Genomic DNA, 22,831 nt, shown 5'->3' on the forward strand with positions numbered 1-22,831 from the left:
GAAAAAGTATGCCTAGTAAACGACTAGGCTGGCCAATTTTGGTAAATCTGGGTTAACACTTCAGCTGCAACGGCAGGGTCTGCAAATGTTGTATCAAGTTTGAATAGCGCAACTGTATTGCTTGAGCCTACAGCCGATAATTTAACTAGGTAATTTTGATCACCTACTTTAATCGTTGCTTCATAGCCATTTTCTGCTTGTGAAATAACTTTGTAGTTGAGGCTGCTCAAGGTTGCAAAAGTATATTGCCATGCACTTGCTGTCGGGCCATCAACTTTGAGTAATGGGTTTTTATTCCCATCAGTGACAAGCTGTGGGCGACCCACTGTTGAAGCGGTTGCTGAAGTATTATCGGCTGAATTTTGCATCGCTTTTGGACGAGGCAATGCATAACGGTTGCCACTTTCATTTTCAAGCTTTGGTGCATGCTCAATTGCAAGTGGATCAACCGTAGGCGCTGGATACAATGGCGTAAATGGTCTTGCCGTTATGCCCTCAGGAAATTTGAGTGGTTCAAGTGCTTGTGCTTTTTTATAATCTAAAGAATGATTATTGAGGGCAAAACGACCACAACCAGCCAAACTTAAAGCTGAAATGACTAGGACAACACCAAGACGTAATTGCATCATAAATTGCTCGTATTAAATAATTCCCGCAGCTTTTAAATCTGTGCGGAGCGGTTCACGATATTGTTGTGCTAGAGCGGTTAATGGTAGGCGAATACCCGTACCAATTGAGCCCATCTCATGCAATGCCCATTTCACAGGAATTGGGTTTGATTCGCAAAACAAAATATTGTGTAGATTTGCAATTTGTTGATTCAAGCTTTGTGCTTTTGCTTTATCTCTAGCTAACGCAGCTTCACAAATTTCGCTCATTTGCTTTGGTGCAACATTGGCTGTTACAGAGATATTACCTTTTGCACCCAGTAAAATCAGTTCCCAAGCAGTTTCATCATCACCTGAATAAACAGCGATTTTATTATTTAAACCTTCGATGAGGGCTTGACCACGTGGTACATCGCCTGTTGCATCTTTAATACCAACAATGTTTTTAACATCAGCAAGACGAATAACGGTTTCGTTTTGCATATCGACACCAGTACGACCTGGTACATTATAAAGAATTTGTGGAATATCAACGGCTTCAGCAATTGCTTTGTAGTGTTGATATAGGCCTTCTTGTGTTGGTTTATTATAATATGGCGTAACGAGTAAGGCTGCATCAGCACCTAATTCTTTTGCAGCTTTAGTCAATTCAATCGCTTCACGCGTTGAATTTGCACCTGTGCCTGCGATAATTGGAATACGTTTGTTGGCTACACGAATCACTTCTTTGATGACTTGTGTGTGTTCTTCCATGCTTAATGTAGACGCTTCGCCCGTCGTGCCGACCGCAACAATACTATGTGTACCTTGTTGGATATGCCACTCAACGAGCTTCTCAAGACTCTTCCAATCTACGCTGCCATCTTCAAACATAGGGGTGACGATTGCGACAATTGAGCCTTGAATATTCTGTGCTAGCTGAGTCATTTTAAAAAACTATCCTATTTTCCCATCCGAGATTGAATTAGTTGAAACGAAATATTGGATGGTTGCAGTATTTTGATTGGTCATCCAACAATTCGATCGGGTTGAATGACAATTACGCAAATTATGACTGATCGGAGGCATAAGAACAATATGCTTTAGTCAAACTGTGGAAAACTTTAATTCATCTTTATCTTGAATCGTTTTCATCTTTTGTAAAAGTGCAAACATGAGTAGCCAGAACATAATCAGCAGGGTATTGTAAAAATACAAGCTTAAAACTGGAGCATGCTATGCAGACACAAACTCATCATGTCGCATTAATTGTTGTTGATGTCCAAAATGGATTTACTCCTGGGGGGAATTTGGCCGTTGCAAAAGCAGATCAAATTATTCCGATTATTAATCAACTTGCAAAAAAGTTTGAGCATATCGTACTGACACAGGACTGGCATCCTGAGCAACATATTTCTTTTGCAGATAATCACGACAATAAAGTACCGTTTGAAATCATTGAATTGCCGTATGGTACCCAAGTGTTATGGCCGAAACATTGTGTTCAAGGCACTCACGATGCGGAATTTCATCCTGATCTGGATGTTCCAACTGCACAACTGATAATTCGTAAAGGCTTTCATGCCGATATTGATAGTTATTCTGCTTTTATGGAAGCAGATCGTAAAACTCCAACAGGTTTAAAGGGTTATTTAACAGAACATCAAATTGATACAGTATATATCGTAGGGATTGCCACAGACTTTTGCGTGGCGTGGACCGCCTTAGATGCTGCACAGATGGGCTTTAAAACTTATGTCATTGAAGATGCCTGTAAAGCGATTGATTTGGATGGTTCACTACAAAGCGCATGGCAAAGAATGTTAGAGCAAGGGATTGAGCGTATTCAATCGACTACAATTTTGTCATAAGCTTGAGCCGCTTGATCCAAAGGCGTTAAACTTATAAAACTGATAAATCAATATCAGATAAACTCTAACTTCAGACAGAATTGAGCATTTTATGTCAGTTGAACTTGATGATTTTGATCAGAAAATTATTCATTATTTACAAATGAATGGAAGATTAGCTAATCAAGAATTAGCAGAATTGGTGGGATTATCAACTTCTCAATGTTCACGTCGTCGTATTCAGCTTGAACAAAATAAAATTATTACGGGTTACTATGCGCAAATCGCATTAAGCGCAGATCCAACACCGATCATGGGCATTATTGAAGTGAAATTGCAAAACTACAATGATGCGACACACGATCGCTTTGTTGACTTTCTTTTAAATGAACCTGCGGTGAAAGATATTCATAAACTCACAGGAAGTTATGATTTTGCACTGAAGGTTGCAGTGAAAAATTTAGATGAAATGGTCAAATTGATTGGGATTTTGTCATCTAGTAACTTTGGCGTCAGTAATTTAAATACATCGATTGTGCTGGAAAAATTAAAAGAAAATGGGATCGCGATTAAGTAAAAAATCTTTCTCTTAGATGAATACCGTTCAAACTGAAGCATTCGACGTTGTTGCATAAAGATTATTCAAAAAAGGATATTTTGATTATAAATTGCATTTATGATAAAAATATAAGAATAAATTGCGAAATTTTAATAAAAATGATCAAATATACCATGTCTTTCTTTGAAAGATCTTTCTCCCTGCTGCTGTTCTCCTATTGAGTTGTATCCTTATGAATACCGATCAGAATATATCTTTGGTCAGTCCAGTCATGCCCGTGATTGACCAACACTCTAAGATTGAAGATGGATTGGCCATGTTAATTGGTACATTCATTTTATCGTTTGCCATGAATTTATTGCAGCAAGCAGGGATTATGACAGGTGGTACAGCGGGCTTATCGTTGTTGATCCACTATATTACCGACCTGAAGTTTGGCATCTTATTTTTCCTGATCAATATTCCATTTTATTATTTTGCTTATAAAAAAATGGGCATGGCATTGGTCGTCAAGACATTTATTGCCGTTGGATTATTAGCTGGTTTTACCGAAATTATTCCTCATTTTTTTCATTTATCTAGTGTAAATCCAATTTATGCTGCGATTTTTGCGAATGTGTTGATGGGGGTAAGCTTTCTGATTTTATTTCGCCATCGCTCAAGCTTAGGAGGCATCAACCTCTTAGTTCTATATTTACAAGAACGCTTTAACATTCCAGCAGGTAAAGTACAGATGGGAATTGATGTTACCATCTTATTAGTTTCGTTGTTTTTCGTAGATTGGAAATTGATTCTAATTTCAATTTTAGGGGCTGTTATTTTAAATTCAATTATTCTTTTGAATCATAAAAGCAGTCGTTATATTGCTTAATACGATTAAAAGTTTCTAAAAAGAAATGGAAGAAAGGCGAACCTTTCTTCCATTTTTTTATTATTCGACCGTTACACTTTTTGCAAGGTTACGTGGCTGATCCACATCAGTACCACGTAATACTGCAACATGGTAGGACAGCAACTGTACAGGAATACTGTAAATAATTGGTGCCAGCCATTCATTGACAGCTGGAACATGAACGACATGTTGGCGATCTTTACCATGAATACCACTGTTTTCATCAGCAAAAACAAACAATTCCCCACCACGAGCTTGAACTTCTTCCATATTCGATTTTAACTTATCGAGCATTTCATCTTGTGGAGCCAAGATCACGACAGGCATCTCATTGTCTACTAAAGCCAATGGACCATGCTTCAACTCGCCAGCCGCATATCCTTCAGCATGAATGTATGAAATTTCTTTCAGTTTCAATGCGCCTTCTAGAGCGATAGGGAAGTGTGTGCCACGTCCTAAGAACAAGCAGTGGTTTTTCTCAACGAAAAGTGCTGATAGACGCAGAATCTCAGTATTGCCTTGTAAAGTATCTAAAATTACTTTCGGGCAATGCCATAGCGCTTCTGTAATTTCCTTCAATTGAGCATCTGCAAGACGTTGTTTAACTTGACCAATTTTTAAGATCAACAACATCAATGCTGCAAGTTGAGTGGTAAAGGCTTTGGTTGAGGCAACACCGATTTCAGGACCTGCAAGCGTGAGTAAATGATGATCTGTTTCGCGAACCATTGATGAAGTGGCAACGTTACAAATGGTCATGGTACTAATGTCGATGTTCTGAGCTTGAGCACGTTTTTGTGTTTCGCGTAATGCAGCCAAGGTATCCGCAGTTTCTCCAGACTGAGAAATACAGATATACAGTGTATGAGCAACAATGACAGGCGTGCGATAACGGAATTCACTTGCAATCTCAACTTGGCAAGGTACACCAATCAATTGCTCGAACCAGTATTTTGCAATCATACCTGCGTGGTAGCTGGTACCGCAGGCAATGATTTGTACTTGCTGAATTTTGTCAAAATCCGCATTGGCATGTTGAAGAAAATCTTCACGCAAATTATTGCCATTCAATGCTTGTGAAATCGTTTGTTGAATCGCTTCTGGTTGCTCATAAATCTCTTTGAGCATGAAATGCTTATATTCGCCTTTTGATGCATTGCTGACGGTTGCATCCAATTCTTTGATTGGACGTTCAACACGGGTTCCATTGACAAAAACTTCAATGCTGTTACGGGTTAAGCGGGCAATATCGCCTTCTTCCAAATAAACGAAGCGATTAGTAACAGGTAATAAAGCCAATTGGTCTGAACTAATAAAGTTCTCGCCAATACCTACACCAATCACCAATGGTGAACCTTCACGCACAGTGATCAGTTCATCAGGATGTGCGGTATGCACAATACCCAGTGCAAAAGCGCCTTTTAGGCGAGGAATAACTTCTTGTACAGCTTCAAGTAAGCTATCAGTTTGCTTTAAAGCATCGTTGACAAGATGAGCAACAACTTCAGTATCTGTTTGTGAGGTAAAGATATAACCTAGCGCTTGTAATTCATCTTTAAGCTCTTGATAGTTTTCAATAATACCGTTATGTACAACAGCGACATCACCTGAAACATGTGGATGAGCATTATTTTCAGTTGGTTTACCATGGGTTGCCCAACGGGTATGTGCAATACCTACATTACCAGTCAAATGCTGCTCAGATACTGCTTCAGCTAAATTTGCGACTTTACCTACACGACGTTCGCGTAAGATTTGTTGATTATTCAATAACGCTAAACCCGCAGAGTCATAACCGCGATATTCCAGACGTTTTAATCCTTCAATCAGAATATCAGTTACACATCGTTCAGCAACGCCACCAACAATACCACACATAATTTTATCCTCTTATTTTTTCAGTTTTTGGGGGCGCTGATAATTTGCTTTTTCAAACTGTTTTGATCGTTCAACAGCTAAACTATGCTCTGCCACATCTCGAGTTAAAGTTGAGCCTGCACCTGTGGTTGCACCTTGAGCAATTTTAATTGGTGCAACCAATGAGTTATTGGTACCAATAAATACATTGTCTTCAATCACAGTACGATGTTTATTTGCGCCATCATAATTACAAGTGATGGTTCCTGCACCAATATTACAATCAGCACCTATATCTGCATCACCTAGATAAGTAAAGTGATTGGCTTTAGAGCCTACACCAATATTAGAATTTTTAACTTCGACGAAGTTGCCAATATGCACATCATTCGCAAGATTTGCTCCTGGGCGAAGACGGGCGAAAGGACCGATTTGAGTGTTTTCTCCAACGATCGCATTCTCAAAAATGCTATAGGCTTGAACTTTAGTGCCTGCCGCAATACGAGTATTTTTTAAAATACAGCCTGCGCCAAGTTGAACGTTGTCACCTAATTCGCAATCACCTTCAATAATGACATTGATATCAATTTGTACATCTTGACCACATTTCACAGTTCCACGTAGGTCAAAACGATTTGGATCAATTAAATGTACGCCTTGTTGCATCAATTCTTTTGCTTGTTGTTGCTGAAATTGACGTTCCAAAGTTGCAAGTTGTAGGCGGTCATTCACACCTTCAACTTCAAATTCAAGCTCAGGTTGAATTGAAGCAATTTCTAAGCCATCCGCAACGGCCATTGCCACGATATCCGTAAGGTAATATTCACCTTGAACATTGTTGTTCGAAAGCTTTGGCAACCATTGATGCAATTTGGCATTACTTACACAATAAATGCCAGTATTAATTTCTTGTATTAGACGCTGTTCGTCAGTGGCATCTTTATGCTCAACAATCGCTTGAATTTTATCTGCTTGACGAACGATACGACCATAGCCTGTTGGATTTTCAACATTTAGGGTGATCATACCAATACCAGATTGGCTAGAGGCTTCAAGTAATTGCTCCAGCGTACTTTGGCGAACGAGTGGAACATCACCGTATAGAATCAAAGAAATACCATCTTGAGGTAATACAGGGAGAGTCATTTGAACAGCATGACCTGTTCCTAACTGTTCTGCTTGTTCCACCCACTCTATTTGTTCAGCAGCAAAGCTTTGCTTAACGAGTTCACCACCATGACCATAAATCGTAATAATATTTTGGGCATGTAATTTTTTCGCCGTTTGAATGACGTGACCGAGGAGGGGGCGGCCTGCAAGTGGTTGTAATACTTTTGGTAGTTGTGAACGCATTCGCGTTCCTTTCCCCGCTGCAAGAATAATAACAGTTGTTGACATAACTAACTCTAATTCAATGGCTTAAGTCAAAAAATAAAAAAGAATAATAAAAATACAAAGCGCAGCCCAAAGACCTGCAATGATGTCATCAAGCATAATCCCTAGACCACCAGTAACTTTTTGGTCTGCCCAACTAATCGGAAATGGTTTCCAGATGTCAAATATACGGAAAAAAATAAAACCGACAATGACCCATAACCAATTTAATTGCTGTAGATAGAGCAAGGGTAGGAGCGTAATAGATTGTCCTGCAAATTCATCCCACACAATTCGACCATCATCGTGTACATGAATGACTTTCGCTGTTTGCCCACAGATGTATATGCCCACCAAAGACATGATAAGAATTGCTAAAACACTCAAATTAAAACCGAGATATAACCATAATGGTGTAAATAACAATGCAAATGCAGAACCAAATGTTCCAGGTGCTTTAGGACTAAGACCAGAACCAAATCCAACCCCGCAGAAAACGATGCAGCGATCGAACCAAGTCATCTGTTTGAAGTGAATGGGAGGCTTATGCAAAATGTTGGTATCCATGAATTTGTAGTGGGCAATTTTCACCCATATACTCAAATAACAATCCAGTTTGTTGGGTAATTTTGCCGATTATTGTAAGCGGAACATCTAATTGTTGTCGCGACAGTTTTTCAAAATTTTGCGGTGATATTGTAAAACATAATTCGTAATCATCACCACCTGCAAGCGCATAATGCCAAGCTTGTCTCAAATCTAATTCTTTTAGTGACTGATCTATCGGAAGTTGCTCAAGCTGTAATGTTGCACCTACTTTTGAGGCGTTCAGAATATGTCCTAAATCTTGTGCGAGTCCATCTGAAACATCAATCATACTTGAGGCTAAACCTTTTAGCTGTTGCCCCAAATTACAACGAGGTGTTGGATAATCTAAGCGTTGTTGTAGAGGATGTCCTAAGTGTTGTAATCCAAACGCGGCATCACCAATCTGTCCACTAATACAGACATAGTCGCCGACTTGTGCACCAGCACGCGTGATGGCTTGACCTTGTTTAATCCAGCCTAAAGCGGTGACACTTATAGTGAGTTGGGTACTTTGAGTGGTATCGCCACCGATTAGGCTAACACCAAATTGATCGCAACAATCAAAAAGACCCTGACTAAATCCAGCCAACCAGTCATGATCAACGGTAGGGAGGCTGAGTGCGAGTAAAATACTATGGGGTTTTGCACCCATGGCGGCGAGATCAGATAAATTGACCGCGACACTTTTCCAGCCAATGGCATGGGCAGAGGTATCTAAGGGAAAATGTCGACCAGCAACCAATGTATCTGCACAGATCACCAGTTGTTGTGAGGGAGGAGGGGTAACAATGGCTGAGTCATCACCGATACCTAAACTGACATCAGATTTTGATGTACGTTTAAAGTACCGCTCAATAATTGAAAACTCAGCCATGCAACATCAAGCCTATTATTTTGCTTGTTGTTTTTCAGCTTCACGAAGCTTTGATGAAAGACGGTCTAATACACCATTGATGTATTTATGGCTGTCTGCACCACCAAAGTGTTTTGCTAGCTCAATTGCTTCATCAAGTACAACGCGGTATGGAACTTCGAGATGATCTCGTAATTCATAAGCACCAAGTCGTAAGGTTGCAAGTTCTACACCATCTAGTGCAGTTAACTCACGATCAAGTACAGGGATGAGTAACTCATCTAAAGCTTCATGTTGAGCAACCACTTGAGTGAGTAATTCATGGTAATAGTTAAGGTCAACTTTGTGCATCGCATTTTCTACACGTGTACGTGCTTCAATTTCATGGACAGGGTTATGACTCATTTGCCATTCATAAATCCCTTGTACAGCAAAACGACGTGCTTTGCGTTTCGCTGCATAAGCGGCCTGAAGTGTTTGCGACATGCTTTAAATTGCCTTTAATAAGTTAACCATTTCGATTGCAGTCAATGCAGCTTCGCTACCTTTGTTTCCTGCTTTCGTACCTGAACGTTCGATTGCCTGTTCAATGCTGTCTGTGGTTAAGACACCATTGATCACAGGCATTGTGCTTTCAAGTGCAACTACACCTAAACCTTTCGCACATTCACCTGCAACAAAATCAAAATGTGGTGTACTACCACGGATCACTGCACCGAGTGCAATGATGGCATCAAATTTGTTTGAAGCCGCTAATTTTTTTGCAACGATAGGAAGTTCCCACGCACCTGGTGCGTGAATAACAGTAATCGCATCTTCTGAAACGCCATGACGTTTTAAAGTGTCGATCGCGCCTTCAAGTAAATGTTCAACTACGAAGCTGTTGAAACGTCCTACTAAGATCGCATAACGACCTTCGCTTGCGAGATGTAATAAACCTTCAATTCGGCGAATTGCCATAGCAACCTCGATTATTTTGCTGTGATTTGATCGGCAGTGATATATTCCACTACCTCTAAATGAAATCCTGATAAAGCATTGAAACGAAGTGGAGAACTCAACAACTTCATTTTCTCAACACCAAGATCACGTAGAATCTGTGCACCGACACCAATTGTTTGATATTGCTGCGATAGAGCTGCATTTGATTTCAGTGGTTTTGGTTGGTTCAAATGATGAATGGCATGACCTAAATCTTCCAAGTGATCTTGTCCAATCCAAACCAATACACCACGGTCACTTGCAGCAATCGTTTTCATTGCAAGATCAAGATTCCATGCTGGAGAACCATCGGCTTTATTAAGCTTTAAAAGATCACGAACAGGGTTGAAACCATGGACACGAACAGTGGTCACGCCTTGTTTCGGTTCGCCTTTTACTAAAGCTAAATGGATATCTGGATTACCAATTTCACGATATTTATACAGTTCAAATGTACCGTATTCAGTATCAATGGTTTCTTGAGACAAACGTTCAACAGTTTGTTCATTGGTCATGCGGTAATGGATCAGATCCGCAATTGTACCGATTTTTAAACCATGTTTTTCTGCAAAAACTTCTAAGTCTGGACGGCGTGCCATGGTACCGTCTTCATTAATAATTTCACAGATAACAGAGGCAGGCTCTAGACCTGCTAAACGGGTGAGGTCGCACCCTGCTTCCGTATGACCTGCACGGTGCAATACACCGCCTGGTTGAGCCATCAATGGAAAAATATGACCAGGTTGAACGATATCGCTTGGTTTAGCATGTGCTGCAACTGCGGTGCGAATTGTATGCGCGCGTTCAGCAGCGGAGATACCGGTACTGATCCCTTCAGCTGCTTCAATCGACAGCGTGAAGTTAGTGGCATGTTGTGCACCGTTTTGATCTACCATTAATGGTAAATTAAGCTGTTTACAGCGATCACGGCTCAAAGTTAGGCAAACTAGGCCGCGCGCATGCGTAATCATGAAGTTAATATCTTCAGGGCGAACATGCGTTGCAGCGATGACTAAGTCACCTTCATTTTCACGATCTTCATCATCCATTAGGATGACCATTTTGCCTGCACGAATATCTGCGACAAGCTCTTCAACACGACTCAGCGGCATTCGCTTTCACCTTTTATGCTGCCTTTTAGGGCACTAGTATTCGATAAATCTGGTGTAGTTTACCGTATTTTAATAAATTTCGCCTGTGCTTCTTTATCAATTAAAAAAGTGAATCAAGCAAATAATAAAGCAACGCTTTATCCTAATGGGCATTTATAGCTCTGTAAGGGAGCGTTGCATTTTGAATTTGAATCGATACATTCGATCGAGCTAAGATTCAGTCGGGGCTTTTACTTTTTTACCCATCAAAATTTCAGTGCGCAGGTTTTGTGCTACGGTGGCACATTGCTCATTCATCCCATTAATCATAAAGGCATGACGAGTCATAATACTACTCGGATTTGGCATCACAACTAATTCATAACTGTTTTGAACCGTTTTGAGTTGCTCATGATTGAGGTGTAAAGCTGCTTCCTTGGCATGTAAGTGTTGAGTTAAGCGCTTGGCTGCCTCAATCGCATCTAGTTGCATCGCTTCTACAGCACTAGCCACAGCACCGCGTGTTTGTAGTGCAAAACGTTTATCTTCACGATAACGCTTATATAAAACATCTGCCAATAACTGGAAAACAGCACCAATCATCATCAGACATTCTAATGCATGGGGATGTTCTGATGTCGTCGACAAGGTTGCGCCTTCAGCATTAAATTCTTGAACGACGTTCATTTGTGCAGCGTCGAGTTGGTAATGCTTCGCACAGAGATCAATGCTTTTATCCAAGAATAATTGACAGAGTTTAAAATAAGGCACAGAAACGGATTGGTTGACACTGCTCAACAGTTGTTTTGGATCATAAAACTGGATATTCAGTGCGACGGTTTGATGATCTAAATTGACTTGTTGATCTGTTGTTGAAGCTTTTTCAATACGTGATTTTGGTTGAGCTTTTGCCTGTTGCTGTGCTTGTGCAACTAACGTGACCGTATTTTGCTTCTCAAGTGCGAGAGCCTGAGTTAAACGTTGAATTTCATGTTTAAGATGATTTTCTTGGTTAATACGAGCTAAATATTCACTACGTGTTGGACGTGCAATGGCACGATACGCCAACCAGATCAACCCATGAATAAATAAAGATGCCAAAATCGCCAGCCACTGCGTGCGTAAGATTTCACCAATACTTGGTTGGATAAGCGTAATTTCAACCGTTCCAACTTTCTTTTCATTTTGTAGCGCATCTCGAACAAAGACTTCACCTTGACGCGTCTTTGCCATACCACTGGTTGCAAGGACTTGTTTATTGGCATCGAGGATACGAATGGATGCGACACTTGGGTTGGTTGCATAACGGTTGGCCACCAGTGCCAATGAGACCGTGTTGGCAGGTTCCAGTTCTGAAAGGCTATCTGCCACAAGCTGACTGGTCATCAGTTGTCCCTGACTGGTGCGGTTTTCATTGAGTTGATGTGTCGTTGCAATCACCAGTAAAAAGGTATGCAGTGCAAAACTTACGATCAGCAGGCTAGCAAATAGCCCTTGGCGTGGCGCATTCAAGTTAAACTTCCAAGATAAATAAGAGTCAAATAGATTCAGGTCAGGTTATGTTATGATTCTTACATACAATAGTTGTCGCTCAAACACGAGTCAATTCATGCGTGAAATCATTCTTATATCCTTTTTAGGACCAGATCAACCGAATCAGTTTACTCGATTAATGCAGGTACTTTCCGTGCATTCTTTGCAAATACTCGATGTGGGTCAGGCTGTTATCCATAATCAACTCACTTTAGGAATTGTTGTTGCTTCGGATAATGAGACTGCAACAGCATTAGCAATGAAAGAGATTTTGATTTTAGCACATGATATTGGCTTAACTGTGCGATTTAAACCAATCTCCAACGCAGAATATGATCAATGGGTGAGTGAAGGTGGGCGTACCCGTTATATCGTGACGGCACTTGCACCAGAGCTTACCGCTGCGCATTTGCAGGCAGTCACTAAAATTGTATCGAGTCAGGGCTTCAATATTGAAACAGTAACACGCTTATCTGGTCGTTTAGATCTCGATGCAGAAAGCCAATTTCCACGTCGTGCCTGTGTTCAGTTTGGTTTAAGTGGACAAATGTTGGATGCACAAGCGATGCGAGCTGCATGTTTGAGTTTGTCAGGTGAACTGAATATTGATGTGGCGGTACAAGAAGATAATGCTTACCGGCGTAATCGTCGTTTGGTTTGTTTCGATATGGACTCAACCTTGATTGAACAAGAGGTGATTGATGAGTTGGCGCTAGAAGCAGGTGTCGGTGAACAGGTCGCTGAAATTACTGAGCGTGCCATGCAAGGTGAACTCGATTTCCAACAAAGTTTTCGTGCACGTGTTGCATTATTAAAAGGCTTGGATGCTTCTGTATTACCTAAAATTGCAGAACGTTTAACCGTGACGGAAGGGGCGGAACGTTTAATCTCGACTCTGAAAGCATTGGGATATAAAACGGCAATCTTATCGGGTGGTTTCCAGTATTTTGCTGAATATTTACAAGCAAAGCTCGGTATTGATGAGGTACATGCCAATATTTTAGATGTACAAGACGGGTTGGTGACAGGTGAAGTCAAAGGTGCGATCGTGGATGGCGCACGTAAGGCTGAATTATTGCGTCAATTGGCAGACAAAATGGGAATCTCATTAGAGCAGGCGATGGCTGTTGGTGATGGTGCTAATGATCTACCAATGCTATCAATCGCAGGTTTAGGCGTGGCGTTCCGCGCTAAACCACTGGTGCGTCAAAATGCCAATCAGGCAATTTCAAGTGTCGGTCTGGATGGTGTCCTGTACTTGCTGGGAATGCATGACAAGGACCTGAACCGTGCTTAAAGACGGATTGTTCTAAAAATGCCCAAATTGTTTGAGCTTTATCCAATGCCGTTTTTCAAGCGGCATTTTTTATTTTAAATACGTCACAATTCCGTCATATTTATGTCTAAATGTATAGAAAAACAACAATAAAAAAATTCTGAAAAAAGTTTCTGAATGATTAAAAAGATCGATATTTTTTTGTAATGACACGCCGTAATTGATGCTATATAGCACTTTGAGACTTTTGTAATTTTAAAAAATGTAATGACAAAAGCATATTGCGACACCTTGTGTCGTATGGTTAATTTCAAGCTCTTTTTTTCTATAAAAAACCCTCCATAATGCATAAAGACGTTAATGCAACACTGAATATTGTTTAGAGATTACAGAACAAATATGAGGTTTGGACACGATCCAAACCACCTTTTAAAGACGGAGGTTTCTATGGAAGCAGCGAATTTCACCATGTGGGTTGGATTTGGCTTAATCGCTGTCGCAGTTATTGCTGTTTTCTTTTCTCCTTATCGTCGTTGGTTAGGCTTTATGCTAGCGGGTATGTTGAGTTGGGGATTATTAGAAGCGGTGCGCTTTGGTATGCAAACCATGTTCGAAATGTCGGTCGCCTATAGTTATTTGACAGCCTTAAGCCTTGCGATGGTAACGGTTACATTCATACTTTTACGTGAAGACAAACAAACACAAAAGCAATTGGCGAAACGTCAGTATATTGAACATACGCCAGTCTATAAGGACGACCAACAACAATGTTCTAGCCGATAATTTATAATAATTTGAACTACATCAAAGGCATGCTCAGCATGCCTTTTTTGTGCTAACTTTCTGCAACAAAGCTTTTACAGACCTATCGACAATTGTGCTAGGATACGGTTGTCTTAATTTTCATCATTATACTGTAGGCATAAATGTCATGAAGCTTTCTTCTTTACCTGTGATTCAGTTACCGATCGTTGATGTAAGCACTGACCCACTTGATCTATTAGTGGCAGGTTTGGCGTTACGTATGAAGCAATTGGCACGTACGAGCCCAAAGTTTATTGAATTGGTCCATGATCGTGAATTTCGTATTCAAATTGGTACAGATTTAGGTTTGGCACGTCAGATTATTGTGAACCGTGGCAAAATTGATACGGTTGCGGGTAGTCCTGAAAAAGCTGATTTTATTTTGCAATTTGCTTCAAGTGAGCAAGGCGTAAAAACTTTGGTGAAGGGTGATCCAACTGCATTTATGACAGGTATGCAAGATGGCAGCATTAAAATGGAAGGTGACTTCAGCTTGTTAGTTTGGTTTAACCAAGCAGCTAAATTGATTCCACCGAAAGTGCCAAAACCAGTAAAAGAAAAAATTCGCCAAGCACGTGCATTTATTAAAGAAAAAACAGGTAAATAAACCAACCTGAAAAAAACTCCCTAAAAGGGAGTTTTTTTATGTCTCATTTATTCAATTTCTAAATTAAAAGTCACAGGCCCATCATTAATTAAATGAACTTTCATATCAGCAGCAAAAATACCTGTTTGGACATGAGCAAATTGTTGACGTGCATACTCAACCAATTGCTCATACAAAGCTTTCGCTTCGGCTGGCGGCATGGCAGGTCCAAAGTCAGGGCGTAAGCCTTTTTGTGTTTGCGCCATCAAAGTAAATTGTGAAACCAATAAGAGTCCACCCTGAGCTTGGCTTAGATTCCACCCCATTTTGCCTTGTTCATCATCAAATATTCGATATTTTAGAATCTTATCAATGAGCTTTTGTCCTTGCTCTAAAGTATCGCTTTTACCTAGACCTAAGAATACGAGTAAGCCGTGCTGAATTTCGCCAGTGGTTTGGCCCTCAACCACGACTTTAGCTTGTAGAACTCGTTGAATTAATGCGCGCATAAGATTAAAAAATAGGTGAAATAGAGTGAGGCAGTGTAACAGACACCGCATATAAAAATGAGTTGTGCAGCAAAAGTCTACTATTCAATAAGAGTCAATTGATTGTATAACAATAGCTATTATGCAAAAGAATCGGTTATAACCATCCGCTATGTCTGCCATTATTCAATCTTTACTCGACACCGACCTGTATAAATTCACCATGCTACAAGTGGTGCTGCATCAATTTCCACAGACGCATAGCGTGTATTTATTTCGCTGTCGAAACTTAGAAGATACGGTTTATCCTTTGGTTGAGATTCTAGAAGATCTAAATCATCAGCTTGATTTACTCTGTGAATTGCGTTTTGCTGAAGATGAGTTGCAATATCTTCGTTCTTTACGTTTCATTAAAAGTGATTTTGTTGATTACCTTGAATTATTCCAGTTAAAAAGACGTTTTATCCAAGCCAGTATTGATGAATCGGGTCGGTTGGATATTCGGATTGAAGGGCCGATGGTTCAGGCCATGATGTTTGAGATTTTTGTATTGGCGATCGTCAATGAGTTGTATTTCCGACGTATCCGTAACGATGAGGTATTGGCGGAAGGTGAGCGTCGCTTACAACAGAAATTACTTCAGTTAGAACAATATGCAAAAGAACAAAAAGAGAGTGATCCACCATTTTTAGTTTCGGATTTTGGTACTCGCCGCCGTTATAGTTTTGACTGGCAAAAGCATGTAGTGCAGGCGTTTCATGAGGCTGCACCGCAAGTGTTTCGTGGAACCAGTAATGTTCTACTTGCTAAAGAGCTGGGTATTAGCCCAATCGGGACGATGGCACATGAGTTTTTACAAGCGTTTCAAGCTTTAGATGTCCGATTACGTAATTTTCAAAAAGCGGCTCTAGAAGCATGGGTACAAGAATATCGTGGCGATTTAGGCATTGCTTTGACCGATGTGGTTGGAATGGATGCGTTCCTGCGTGATTTTGACCTGTATTTTGCCAAGCTGTTTGATGGCTTACGTCATGACAGTGGCGATCCTTATGCATGGGGGGACAAGGCTTATGCGCACTACCGCAAATTAAAGATTGATACCAAGACTAAAATGCTGACCTTTAGTGATGGTCTCAATTTAGAAAAAGCATGGTTATTGCATCAATATTTTAAAGATCGTTTTCAAGTCAGTTTTGGCATTGGGACAAATCTGACCAATGATATGGGGCAAAAGCCTCTGAATATTGTATTGAAGTTAGTGGAGTGTAATGGTCAATCGGTGGCAAAAATTTCCGATAGTTCGGGCAAAACCATGACTGACAATGAAACTTTCCTTGCATATTTAAGACAGGTGTTTGAGATCGAAGAGGTCAGCTAATCTATAGCTGATTTTCTGCTAATTGAATGCAAAAAATCAGACAAAGATAAAAAGTCGGCTATGTTAAAATTGATTCAATGCGGATAGAAAATAGCATAAAAATGACTGATGTAGATTTTAAACTGGGTTTACTGATTGAGCCTGAAGAACTTATACCTTATTTAGGACATGAGCTGATTCGTGTCGTTGATTTAAGCCGAGCATCGGTTTATGAACAATTGCATATTCCTCATGCCATTCATTTACAGCCTAAATTCTTGGTTGCACAGCATGAACAAGCCACTGGGGTATTACCTGATCTAGCAGGTTTACAAGCTCTCATCGAAAAATTAAATATTTCATCTCAACATCATATTGTCGTTTATGACGATGAAGGTGGGGCGTGGGCAGGGCGTTTAATCTGGAATTTACATTGTCTTGGTTTTAACCGCACCAGTTTGATTAATGGTGGGATTCATGCTTGGCTGGGGGCAGGCTTACCAACCACAGCAGATATAGATAAAGTCATCCCTGTGAGCGAGCTTGTGCAAGTTAATTTGAATAGCGTGCAACAGTATCGAGTTGAATACAATGAATTGCTTCAGCAGGTTCAACAACAGAATATTCAGCTCTGGGATTGCCGCACTAATGAAGAATATACTGGACTACGTTTAGCTGCGCGACGCGGTGGTCACATCCCAAATGCATTGCATTTTGAATGGAGTACTGCCCTAAACCGTGAAAATCATCTAAAATTACACCCGCTTGAACGCACTCAACAACGTTTAGAACAATTAGGCTTTAATTTACAACAACCTGTGGTGGTGTATTGTCAGTCACATCATCGTTCGGGTTTGGCGTATATATTGGCTAGATTGCTCAATTGGCAAGTCAGAGCCTACGATGGTGCGTGGAGTGAATGGGGCAATCGCCTCGATAGTCCTATTATTTCAGGGGAGTCACCGTCTTGAGTTTTTCAGCAGATTTAAAAAAACAACTTTTTATCAAAGCACAAAATTTAGTACCGCAACATCAACTGAGCCGTGTTATTGGCAAAGTTGCAGCAAGTGAAAACGTTTTGGTGAAAACTGCTGTGATTCAAGCGTTCAAAGCAAAATACGGCATTGATATGAGCATTGCCGAACAAACGAATCCAAATCAATATAAATCATTTAATGAATTTTTTACTCGTGCGCTTAAAGATGGCGTGCGTGGTGTAGATGAACAAGCGGATAGTATTGTTTGCCCTGCGGATGGTGCGATTTCACAGTTGGGTAAAATTGAAGCAGGTGACATTTTTCAGGCCAAAGGTCAAAGCTTTTCTGTTGAGAAATTAATTGGCGATCCACAACTGGCAAAACCATTTATTGATGGTCAGTTTGCAACGGTTTATTTGTCACCGAAAGATTATCATCGTGTACATATGCCATTGGCGGGCACGTTGACTGAAACGTTATATATTCCAGGTGAGTTGTTCTCAGTCAACCAAACTACAGCTGAAAATGTACCAGGTTTGTTTGCACGTAACGAGCGTATGGTATGTTTGTTTGATACAGAACTTGGTCGTATGGCGGTGGTTTTAGTTGGTGCGATGATTGTGGCTGGGATTGAAACTGTTGCGACAGGTAAGGTAAAACCTTCAGGTAAAGTTGAATTACAGCATCATCAAATGCAGTTAGATAAAGGTGCTGAGTTAGGTCGTTTCTACTTAGGTTCTACTGCTGTGGTTTTATTTGAAAAAGATAAAATGGTATGGGAAGAGCAGTTTAAAGCGAACTCGACTGTGGTGATGGGTGAGCGTTTAGGTCATTCGATTTAATCGATAAAATTATAAAAAGCCCCTATAGATAGGGGCTTTTTGTTTTACGTATTTCGCATAAGGCGTATTATGTTAATTTTTAGAGAAAATAAATAATAGGTACTCAGAATGTCATTAATAATACCTGTATGGGTTGATGAAGGGGCAATAGAAGTTCTTTGGTACAGCGATTTTAACGATCTTGAAGATTTAATTTCATGGTGGGAAAATAAATAAAGTATTGATATATATAAATATAAAACAGATTTGGATGCTGCTAAAGCTATCCTATCCAATGGAATAATAATTCAGGCTAGAACTCATAAAGAACAGAATTTTTTCTATAAAATACGTGTAGATGAAAAACCACTTATTCTGATGATTGATACTGATTACACATCGTATCTATCCTTTGACGGAAAGAAGTACTTTCATAAAGAGAAGCTTAATTATTCTGCTCCTCCTCCCTCCATTTAACATAATAGGCGGTATCCGAAATAAATCTTAATTATTTTAATTAAATCAATTTTTTTATAAATTTAACATAACCTAAAAAAACACCAAAAAGCAGACACAGAAATAAGTTGGCTTCTTTTTGAGCAGTTTTGATATTTTTTACCAAGTATAAAATTAACCATGTACGCTTTTTCTTACACCAATTCCAGTCAATGACCCATATCCGTACCCATCTAAATCACCTAATATGGGCTCATCAGGAACAGGAAGTTCCAAAACATAAAACAAGAATGATAAGTTTGAGCATCAGGACGTGAGGTAGGACAGGAGTTATACCTAAAGTGCGAAATACGAAAAAGCCCGACAGGATGTCGGGCTTTTTTTTATTCGATTTGAATTTGTTTTGCCCAAAACTCAATAAGAAATTGCAGAGATTGGCTGAGCGATTTGTAGCTTGGCCAAATCGCATGAATTGGCATATCTAACCGATTGGTCGTATCACTAAATGCTAAACGAGCTAAACTTTGCTGGTTAAAATGCGCTTTCACAACAGAAAGGGGAAAATTTCCCCAGCCCAATCCTTGCTCGACCATCTGAATTGCCATCGACAAATTATCAGTCATCCAATCAGTTTCAGAAACCAGAATGCGTGGATCGGGTAAAGCATAATGTTTACTCGCGACAATAATTTGTCTAGGATCATGTAGATCAGTTTAATAAAAGCATTTTTGTTAGATTTCAGCCTGATGGTTCTGATACCTTGTTATACCTTTGTTTATAATTATCTTTTCGACCATATTTTTGGTTTACCCAGTCATTTGGTAGAGTCGAAACCTGTATCTGTTTAAGTCATTCCTTCATTTGAAATGTATTTTTATCTATGTGTTATTGATCTCAAAATCATAGAATTACTTGAAAAAAGAGCGTATTTATATACGCTCTTTTTTTTGATGGATTTTTAATCTAATTCTGAAAGAGAGATTTCTAATTTAGAGACGAATCCACGTCATATTTCTAAACGTATTATTATTCGGGTTTTTCGCATTTACCGTGAGCATTTTACCTGTTTTGCTTAAACGTGCATTCAAACTATATTTATATCCATCATAAGGATTGATCCATACACCTTGTCCAAATTCTTCATTTAAATTCAGCATTTTAAGATTACTCAGTACTTCCATACCAATAATCGGCTGATTTTTTAAAGCACCAGTACAAGGGGTGCATAGTGTAGGAATCGCATCTTTGCCTTGAGGATACATTTTCACAATGACAGCACTGTATTGTTCAGTTTTAGAATTACGTCTGATCACAATATCAGATAGATAAGAACCACTCCGTTCATCTACCACTTTCCAAGTACCGATCAATGGATCAGTAGGCATGGCGATCGCTGAAAATGAACTACTTAAGCCTAGGAGAAAGGCGAAACTACGAAAGAAATGAGAATTCATAAAATATATTACGTCTAAAGAGAAATGTGTGAGCGGTGAAATTAATCAAAATATTATTATATTATTATTGTAATTAAATTGTAATATCAAATATTTAGGGAGCAATTTTAGCTCCCTCTATTTTAACCTATACGATACAAACGTTCTTTGGGAAAGACAGCGGTAAAGGTTGAGCCTTCGTTTTCTTTGGAGCTAATTTCTAAATGCGCACCATGTTGCATTAACACATGTTTGACAATTGCTAAGCCTAAACCTGTCCCTCCTGTCTGACGGCTACGTGCGCTGTCAACACGATAGAAGCGCTCAGTTAAACGGGGTAGATGTTTTGGATTAATGCCAATCCCATTATCTTGTACGGTAAAGTAAGCGTGATCGCCATCTTCATGCCAGCCAATCGTAATAATGCCGCCTTTCGGTGTGTATTTAATTGCATTGGTGATTAAATTACTAAACGCACTGGCAATTTCCATATCAGAGCCGATTAAATCACAATGACTGTCGATATCTAAATTTAAAGTATGACCATAATCGAGATTATAAGCACGCGCATCATCAAATAATTGATTCATCAAATTTGCCATGTCAATAATTTGATTTTTAGCAACTTTTTTATTGTTTTCTAAATTGGATAAAAGCAATAAATCATTCACCAATGCATTCATGCGTTTGGTTTGTGATTGCATTTGAGTGAAAGCACGTTTCCAGCGAGGAGTAATGTCATCTTGATCGATAAATGTTTCGATATAACCACTCAATACGGTGAGTGGTGTACGTAATTCATGAGAAATGTTGTCCACGAAGTCTTTACGCATTTGTTCAAGATTATGTACGCGAGTGGTGTCATATGCTACCAATAAGCGGCTTTCGCCACCAAAACGAGTCAACTTCACTTGCACATATCGGTCTTCGTCCATTTGAGCCTGTAAACGGATACCATCAGGTGCTTGATCGATATGATTAAAATATTCAATAAAGCTAGGTTGACGCAAAATAGCCAGTAAATTACGTCCGCGATCCAAAGGATTGATGCCCAATAACTTCTCGGCAGCAGGATTCCACCATTCAATCTGATGTTGGTCATCAATCAAAACGACAGCTTCCGCCAATGCAACCAGAGATGATTGAGCACGATCAATCAAACCTACCATTTCGGCTTGAACGATACGTTCTTGTCGCTGTGCTCGATAGACATTAAATAATAATGCACCCCAAATACCGCTTAGATTTGGGGGAACATCATAGGGACGATTTGAGATCCACTCATTGACTAAATACAGTGAGCGCAGTTGGAGTATAAAAAAAACGACAAACGCGACAAAAATACAGCTCCAAAAGTATCCAACCCCGAATCCAATTAAGCTCGCAATCAATAAGAAAAAAAGTAGCAGTCTTAGATCTTGTTTTGCAAACGTCCATAAATTGCTGTGACGGAAACGTTGATGTTCACGTGCCAGTTCAGGGACGGGATAAGGTTCATACATAAAGGATTTTAACCTGCTGCTAAATCAGCTCGTGTAGAAAAACGATAGCCTGTGCCACGTACTGTTTGTACAAAACGATCTACGCCAAAAGGTTCTAAGACTTTGCGTAAACGTCGGATATGCACGTCAATGGTACGATCTTCGATATAGACATTACCGCCCCAAACTTGATCCAGTAATTGTGCACGTGTATACGCACGTTCAGGGTGCGTCATAAAGAAAGCCAATAAACGATATTCGGTTGGACCCATATCGAGAATACTGTTACCAAAGCTCACACGCTGACTGACTGGATCAAGCATTAAGCCATTAGCATCAATGACTTTTTCGCCACTGAGTGCATTTGCACGACGCAATACAGCTTTGATACGAGAAACCAATTCACGTGTAGAGAATGGTTTGGTCATGTAATCATCTGCACCCGCATCTAGCCCTTGCACTTTATGGTCTTCTTCACCACGTGCTGTCAGCATGATGACAGGAATTTCAGCTAAGTTTTCATCACGTTTGAGACGACGGCATAGATCTACACCACTGACACCACCCGGTAGCATCCAATCCAGCAAAATAAGAGCAGGACGCTGATCGACGATAATCTGATGCGCTTGTTTTGCATCCTCAGCTTGTAAACATTGGAAGCCTGCCATATCCAAAGAGGTATGGATCATTTCGCGGATCGGTAGCTCATCATCGACAATTAAAATATAGTCATCTTTCACTGCGCAATACCCTTAAAATCTGTAACGGTGAACCGTTTTGTTGTTATGACAGGCTTATTACAAAGATTAATTATGACAATATCATTGCAAAACAGTTAATAAAGTCGAATTTAGCAATAAATTGTGACAATTCTAAGGCAGAGTAGTGACCAAATAATGACAAGTTGTTTGCAAATAAAATAAATGAATTCATTTGTTTAATACCATCGAAACCTTTTTATTTTGTTCGTCACAAAACTGTAAAAGG

General features: G+C 39.7%; 23 protein-coding genes and 2 pseudogenes. 10 read left to right on the top strand and 15 right to left on the bottom strand.

What is annotated here, in order from left to right; genetic code table 11:
- Positions 1–23: 23 nt before the first annotated feature.
- Together CDG59_RS02935 and dapA are read right to left on the bottom strand one after the other, a co-directional pair.
- Positions 24–626 carry a lipoprotein-34 precursor (NlpB) gene (locus CDG59_RS02935; protein ID WP_087543512.1) on the bottom strand — a complete coding sequence of 201 codons (603 nt, stop codon included), beginning with the start codon at positions 624–626 and terminating at the stop codon, positions 24–26.
- Between the two features lie 15 nt (positions 627–641).
- Positions 642–1,535, bottom strand: a complete 894-nt coding sequence (dapA, locus tag CDG59_RS02940; protein ID WP_087543514.1) for a 4-hydroxy-tetrahydrodipicolinate synthase — start codon at positions 1,533–1,535, stop codon at positions 642–644.
- Between the two features lie 290 nt (positions 1,536–1,825).
- Here dapA and pncA point away from each other — a divergent pair, with 290 nt between their 5' ends.
- From pncA to CDG59_RS02955, 3 genes are all read left to right on the top strand, one after another.
- Complete coding sequence (pncA, locus tag CDG59_RS02945; RefSeq protein ID WP_087543515.1) at positions 1,826–2,458, top strand: bifunctional nicotinamidase/pyrazinamidase; 633 nt, start codon at positions 1,826–1,828, stop codon at positions 2,456–2,458.
- 91 nt (positions 2,459–2,549) lie between these two features.
- The gene (locus CDG59_RS02950) at positions 2,550–3,014 is read left to right on the top strand and encodes an Lrp/AsnC family transcriptional regulator (RefSeq protein ID WP_087537270.1); all 465 of its coding nucleotides are present in this window, start codon (positions 2,550–2,552) and stop codon (positions 3,012–3,014) included.
- A gap of 214 nt (positions 3,015–3,228) precedes the next feature.
- Complete coding sequence (locus CDG59_RS02955; protein WP_087543517.1) at positions 3,229–3,867, top strand: YitT family protein; 639 nt, start codon at positions 3,229–3,231, stop codon at positions 3,865–3,867.
- A 60-nt stretch (positions 3,868–3,927) separates the two neighbouring features.
- Here CDG59_RS02955 and glmS read toward each other — a convergent pair whose 3' ends face one another.
- The 8 genes from glmS to CDG59_RS02995 all read right to left on the bottom strand — a co-directional run bounded on the left by glmS (position 3,928) and on the right by CDG59_RS02995 (position 12,144).
- Complete coding sequence (gene glmS / locus CDG59_RS02960) at positions 3,928–5,766, bottom strand: glutamine--fructose-6-phosphate transaminase (isomerizing) (RefSeq protein WP_087543519.1); 1,839 nt, start codon at positions 5,764–5,766, stop codon at positions 3,928–3,930.
- Positions 5,767–5,778: 12 nt separating this feature from the next.
- Positions 5,779–7,143, bottom strand: coding sequence for a bifunctional UDP-N-acetylglucosamine diphosphorylase/glucosamine-1-phosphate N-acetyltransferase GlmU (gene glmU, locus CDG59_RS02965; protein ID WP_087543521.1), 1,365 nt, complete (start codon positions 7,141–7,143; stop codon positions 5,779–5,781).
- 21 nt (positions 7,144–7,164) lie between these two features.
- The gene (locus CDG59_RS02970; RefSeq protein ID WP_087543523.1) at positions 7,165–7,686 is read right to left on the bottom strand and encodes a phosphatidylglycerophosphatase A; all 522 of its coding nucleotides are present in this window, start codon (positions 7,684–7,686) and stop codon (positions 7,165–7,167) included.
- The gene (thiL, locus tag CDG59_RS02975; protein ID WP_087543525.1) at positions 7,664–8,581 is read right to left on the bottom strand and encodes a thiamine-phosphate kinase; all 918 of its coding nucleotides are present in this window, start codon (positions 8,579–8,581) and stop codon (positions 7,664–7,666) included. The genes CDG59_RS02970 and thiL overlap by 23 nt, the downstream gene beginning before the upstream one ends.
- 15 nt (positions 8,582–8,596) lie before the next feature.
- Complete coding sequence (gene nusB, locus CDG59_RS02980; RefSeq protein ID WP_004659763.1) at positions 8,597–9,046, bottom strand: transcription antitermination factor NusB; 450 nt, start codon at positions 9,044–9,046, stop codon at positions 8,597–8,599.
- Between the two features lie 3 nt (positions 9,047–9,049).
- Complete coding sequence (gene ribE / locus CDG59_RS02985) at positions 9,050–9,520, bottom strand: 6,7-dimethyl-8-ribityllumazine synthase (RefSeq protein ID WP_004659764.1); 471 nt, start codon at positions 9,518–9,520, stop codon at positions 9,050–9,052.
- An 11-nt stretch (positions 9,521–9,531) separates the two neighbouring features.
- Positions 9,532–10,653: a bifunctional 3,4-dihydroxy-2-butanone-4-phosphate synthase/GTP cyclohydrolase II gene (gene ribBA / locus CDG59_RS02990; RefSeq protein WP_087543527.1), complete on the bottom strand. Its 1,122-nt coding sequence runs from the start codon at positions 10,651–10,653 to the stop codon at positions 9,532–9,534.
- 210 nt (positions 10,654–10,863) lie between these two features.
- Positions 10,864–12,144 carry a hypothetical protein gene (locus CDG59_RS02995; protein ID WP_087543529.1) on the bottom strand — a complete coding sequence of 427 codons (1,281 nt, stop codon included), beginning with the start codon at positions 12,142–12,144 and terminating at the stop codon, positions 10,864–10,866.
- Positions 12,145–12,241: 97 nt separating this feature from the next.
- On the opposite strand from CDG59_RS02995, the gene serB reads away from it, so the two are divergent.
- The 3 genes from serB (at position 12,242) to CDG59_RS03010 (ending at position 14,852) form a co-directional block, all read left to right on the top strand.
- Entirely contained in the window at positions 12,242–13,462 is a 1,221-nt protein-coding gene (serB, locus tag CDG59_RS03000; protein WP_004659767.1) for a phosphoserine phosphatase SerB, read from the top strand.
- A 426-nt stretch (positions 13,463–13,888) separates the two neighbouring features.
- Positions 13,889–14,224 carry a ciprofloxacin tolerance protein AciT gene (gene aciT / locus CDG59_RS03005; RefSeq protein WP_005157022.1) on the top strand — a complete coding sequence of 112 codons (336 nt, stop codon included), beginning with the start codon at positions 13,889–13,891 and terminating at the stop codon, positions 14,222–14,224.
- Positions 14,225–14,372: 148 nt separating this feature from the next.
- Positions 14,373–14,852 (top strand): hypothetical protein, encoded by a 480-nt coding sequence (locus CDG59_RS03010; RefSeq protein ID WP_004659770.1) that lies wholly within the window; start codon positions 14,373–14,375, stop codon positions 14,850–14,852.
- Between the two features lie 47 nt (positions 14,853–14,899).
- Here CDG59_RS03010 and dtd read toward each other — a convergent pair whose 3' ends face one another.
- Positions 14,900–15,340, bottom strand: a complete 441-nt coding sequence (gene dtd, locus CDG59_RS03015; RefSeq protein WP_087543531.1) for a D-aminoacyl-tRNA deacylase — start codon at positions 15,338–15,340, stop codon at positions 14,900–14,902.
- Positions 15,341–15,491: 151 nt separating this feature from the next.
- Between dtd and pncB the strand changes: the two genes are divergently transcribed.
- From pncB to asd, 3 genes are all read left to right on the top strand, one after another.
- On the top strand, positions 15,492–16,697 hold the full coding sequence (gene pncB, locus CDG59_RS03020; RefSeq protein ID WP_087543533.1) for a nicotinate phosphoribosyltransferase: 1,206 nt from the start codon (positions 15,492–15,494) through the stop codon (positions 16,695–16,697).
- A gap of 101 nt (positions 16,698–16,798) precedes the next feature.
- A complete protein-coding gene (locus CDG59_RS03025; RefSeq protein ID WP_087543534.1) occupies positions 16,799–17,647 on the top strand; it encodes a sulfurtransferase in 849 nt (282 codons plus the stop codon).
- Entirely contained in the window at positions 17,644–18,495 is an 852-nt protein-coding gene (gene asd / locus CDG59_RS03030; RefSeq protein WP_087543536.1) for an archaetidylserine decarboxylase, read from the top strand. The genes CDG59_RS03025 and asd overlap by 4 nt, the downstream gene beginning before the upstream one ends.
- Positions 18,496–19,313: 818 nt before the next feature.
- Here the strand turns inward: asd and CDG59_RS03040 are convergent.
- Positions 19,314–19,643, bottom strand: a pseudogene (locus CDG59_RS03040) (LysR substrate-binding domain-containing protein); the annotation flags it as partial.
- Here CDG59_RS03040 and CDG59_RS03045 point away from each other — a divergent pair.
- A pseudogene (locus tag CDG59_RS03045) lies at positions 19,638–19,778 on the top strand (chlorhexidine efflux transporter); the annotation flags it as partial. The pseudogenes CDG59_RS03040 and CDG59_RS03045 sit on opposite strands and share 6 nt — an antisense overlap.
- A gap of 141 nt (positions 19,779–19,919) precedes the next feature.
- Here CDG59_RS03045 and CDG59_RS03050 read toward each other — a convergent pair.
- The 3 genes from CDG59_RS03050 to phoB form a co-directional block, all read right to left on the bottom strand.
- Positions 19,920–20,384: a DUF2147 domain-containing protein gene (locus CDG59_RS03050; RefSeq protein WP_087543538.1), complete on the bottom strand. Its 465-nt coding sequence runs from the start codon at positions 20,382–20,384 to the stop codon at positions 19,920–19,922.
- Positions 20,385–20,506: 122 nt separating this feature from the next.
- Positions 20,507–21,865, bottom strand: a complete 1,359-nt coding sequence (phoR, locus tag CDG59_RS03055; RefSeq protein ID WP_004659791.1) for a phosphate regulon sensor histidine kinase PhoR — start codon at positions 21,863–21,865, stop codon at positions 20,507–20,509.
- Positions 21,866–21,873: 8 nt separating this feature from the next.
- The gene (gene phoB / locus CDG59_RS03060; RefSeq protein WP_004659793.1) at positions 21,874–22,584 is read right to left on the bottom strand and encodes a phosphate regulon transcriptional regulator PhoB; all 711 of its coding nucleotides are present in this window, start codon (positions 22,582–22,584) and stop codon (positions 21,874–21,876) included.
- Positions 22,585–22,831: the final 247 nt, after the last annotated feature.

Origin of the sequence: Acinetobacter sp. WCHA29 (assembly GCF_002165335.1) — a bacterium.
Lineage (GTDB): Bacteria > Pseudomonadota > Gammaproteobacteria > Pseudomonadales > Moraxellaceae > Acinetobacter.

What these genes read in the sequence shown, in the direction of transcription:
- CDG59_RS02935 (WP_087543512.1), bottom strand. Translation starts at nt 626, where the DNA reads ATGCAATTACGTCTTGGTGTTGTCCTAGTCATTTCAGCTTTAAGTTTG.
- dapA (WP_087543514.1), bottom strand. Translation starts at nt 1,535, where the DNA reads ATGACTCAGCTAGCACAGAATATTCAAGGCTCAATTGTCGCAATCGTC.
- pncA (WP_087543515.1), top strand. Translation starts at nt 1,826, where the DNA reads ATGCAGACACAAACTCATCATGTCGCATTAATTGTTGTTGATGTCCAA.
- CDG59_RS02950 (WP_087537270.1), top strand. Translation starts at nt 2,550, where the DNA reads ATGTCAGTTGAACTTGATGATTTTGATCAGAAAATTATTCATTATTTA.
- CDG59_RS02955 (WP_087543517.1), top strand. Translation starts at nt 3,229, where the DNA reads ATGAATACCGATCAGAATATATCTTTGGTCAGTCCAGTCATGCCCGTG.
- glmS (WP_087543519.1), bottom strand. Translation starts at nt 5,766, where the DNA reads ATGTGTGGTATTGTTGGTGGCGTTGCTGAACGATGTGTAACTGATATT.
- glmU (WP_087543521.1), bottom strand. Translation starts at nt 7,143, where the DNA reads ATGTCAACAACTGTTATTATTCTTGCAGCGGGGAAAGGAACGCGAATG.
- CDG59_RS02970 (WP_087543523.1), bottom strand. Translation starts at nt 7,686, where the DNA reads ATGGATACCAACATTTTGCATAAGCCTCCCATTCACTTCAAACAGATG.
- thiL (WP_087543525.1), bottom strand. Translation starts at nt 8,581, where the DNA reads ATGGCTGAGTTTTCAATTATTGAGCGGTACTTTAAACGTACATCAAAA.
- nusB (WP_004659763.1), bottom strand. Translation starts at nt 9,046, where the DNA reads ATGTCGCAAACACTTCAGGCCGCTTATGCAGCGAAACGCAAAGCACGT.
- ribE (WP_004659764.1), bottom strand. Translation starts at nt 9,520, where the DNA reads ATGGCAATTCGCCGAATTGAAGGTTTATTACATCTCGCAAGCGAAGGT.
- ribBA (WP_087543527.1), bottom strand. Translation starts at nt 10,653, where the DNA reads ATGCCGCTGAGTCGTGTTGAAGAGCTTGTCGCAGATATTCGTGCAGGC.
- serB (WP_004659767.1), top strand. Translation starts at nt 12,242, where the DNA reads ATGCGTGAAATCATTCTTATATCCTTTTTAGGACCAGATCAACCGAAT.
- aciT (WP_005157022.1), top strand. Translation starts at nt 13,889, where the DNA reads ATGGAAGCAGCGAATTTCACCATGTGGGTTGGATTTGGCTTAATCGCT.
- CDG59_RS03010 (WP_004659770.1), top strand. Translation starts at nt 14,373, where the DNA reads ATGAAGCTTTCTTCTTTACCTGTGATTCAGTTACCGATCGTTGATGTA.
- dtd (WP_087543531.1), bottom strand. Translation starts at nt 15,340, where the DNA reads ATGCGCGCATTAATTCAACGAGTTCTACAAGCTAAAGTCGTGGTTGAG.
- pncB (WP_087543533.1), top strand. Translation starts at nt 15,492, where the DNA reads ATGTCTGCCATTATTCAATCTTTACTCGACACCGACCTGTATAAATTC.
- CDG59_RS03025 (WP_087543534.1), top strand. Translation starts at nt 16,799, where the DNA reads ATGACTGATGTAGATTTTAAACTGGGTTTACTGATTGAGCCTGAAGAA.
- CDG59_RS03050 (WP_087543538.1), bottom strand. Translation starts at nt 20,384, where the DNA reads ATGAATTCTCATTTCTTTCGTAGTTTCGCCTTTCTCCTAGGCTTAAGT.
- phoR (WP_004659791.1), bottom strand. Translation starts at nt 21,865, where the DNA reads ATGTATGAACCTTATCCCGTCCCTGAACTGGCACGTGAACATCAACGT.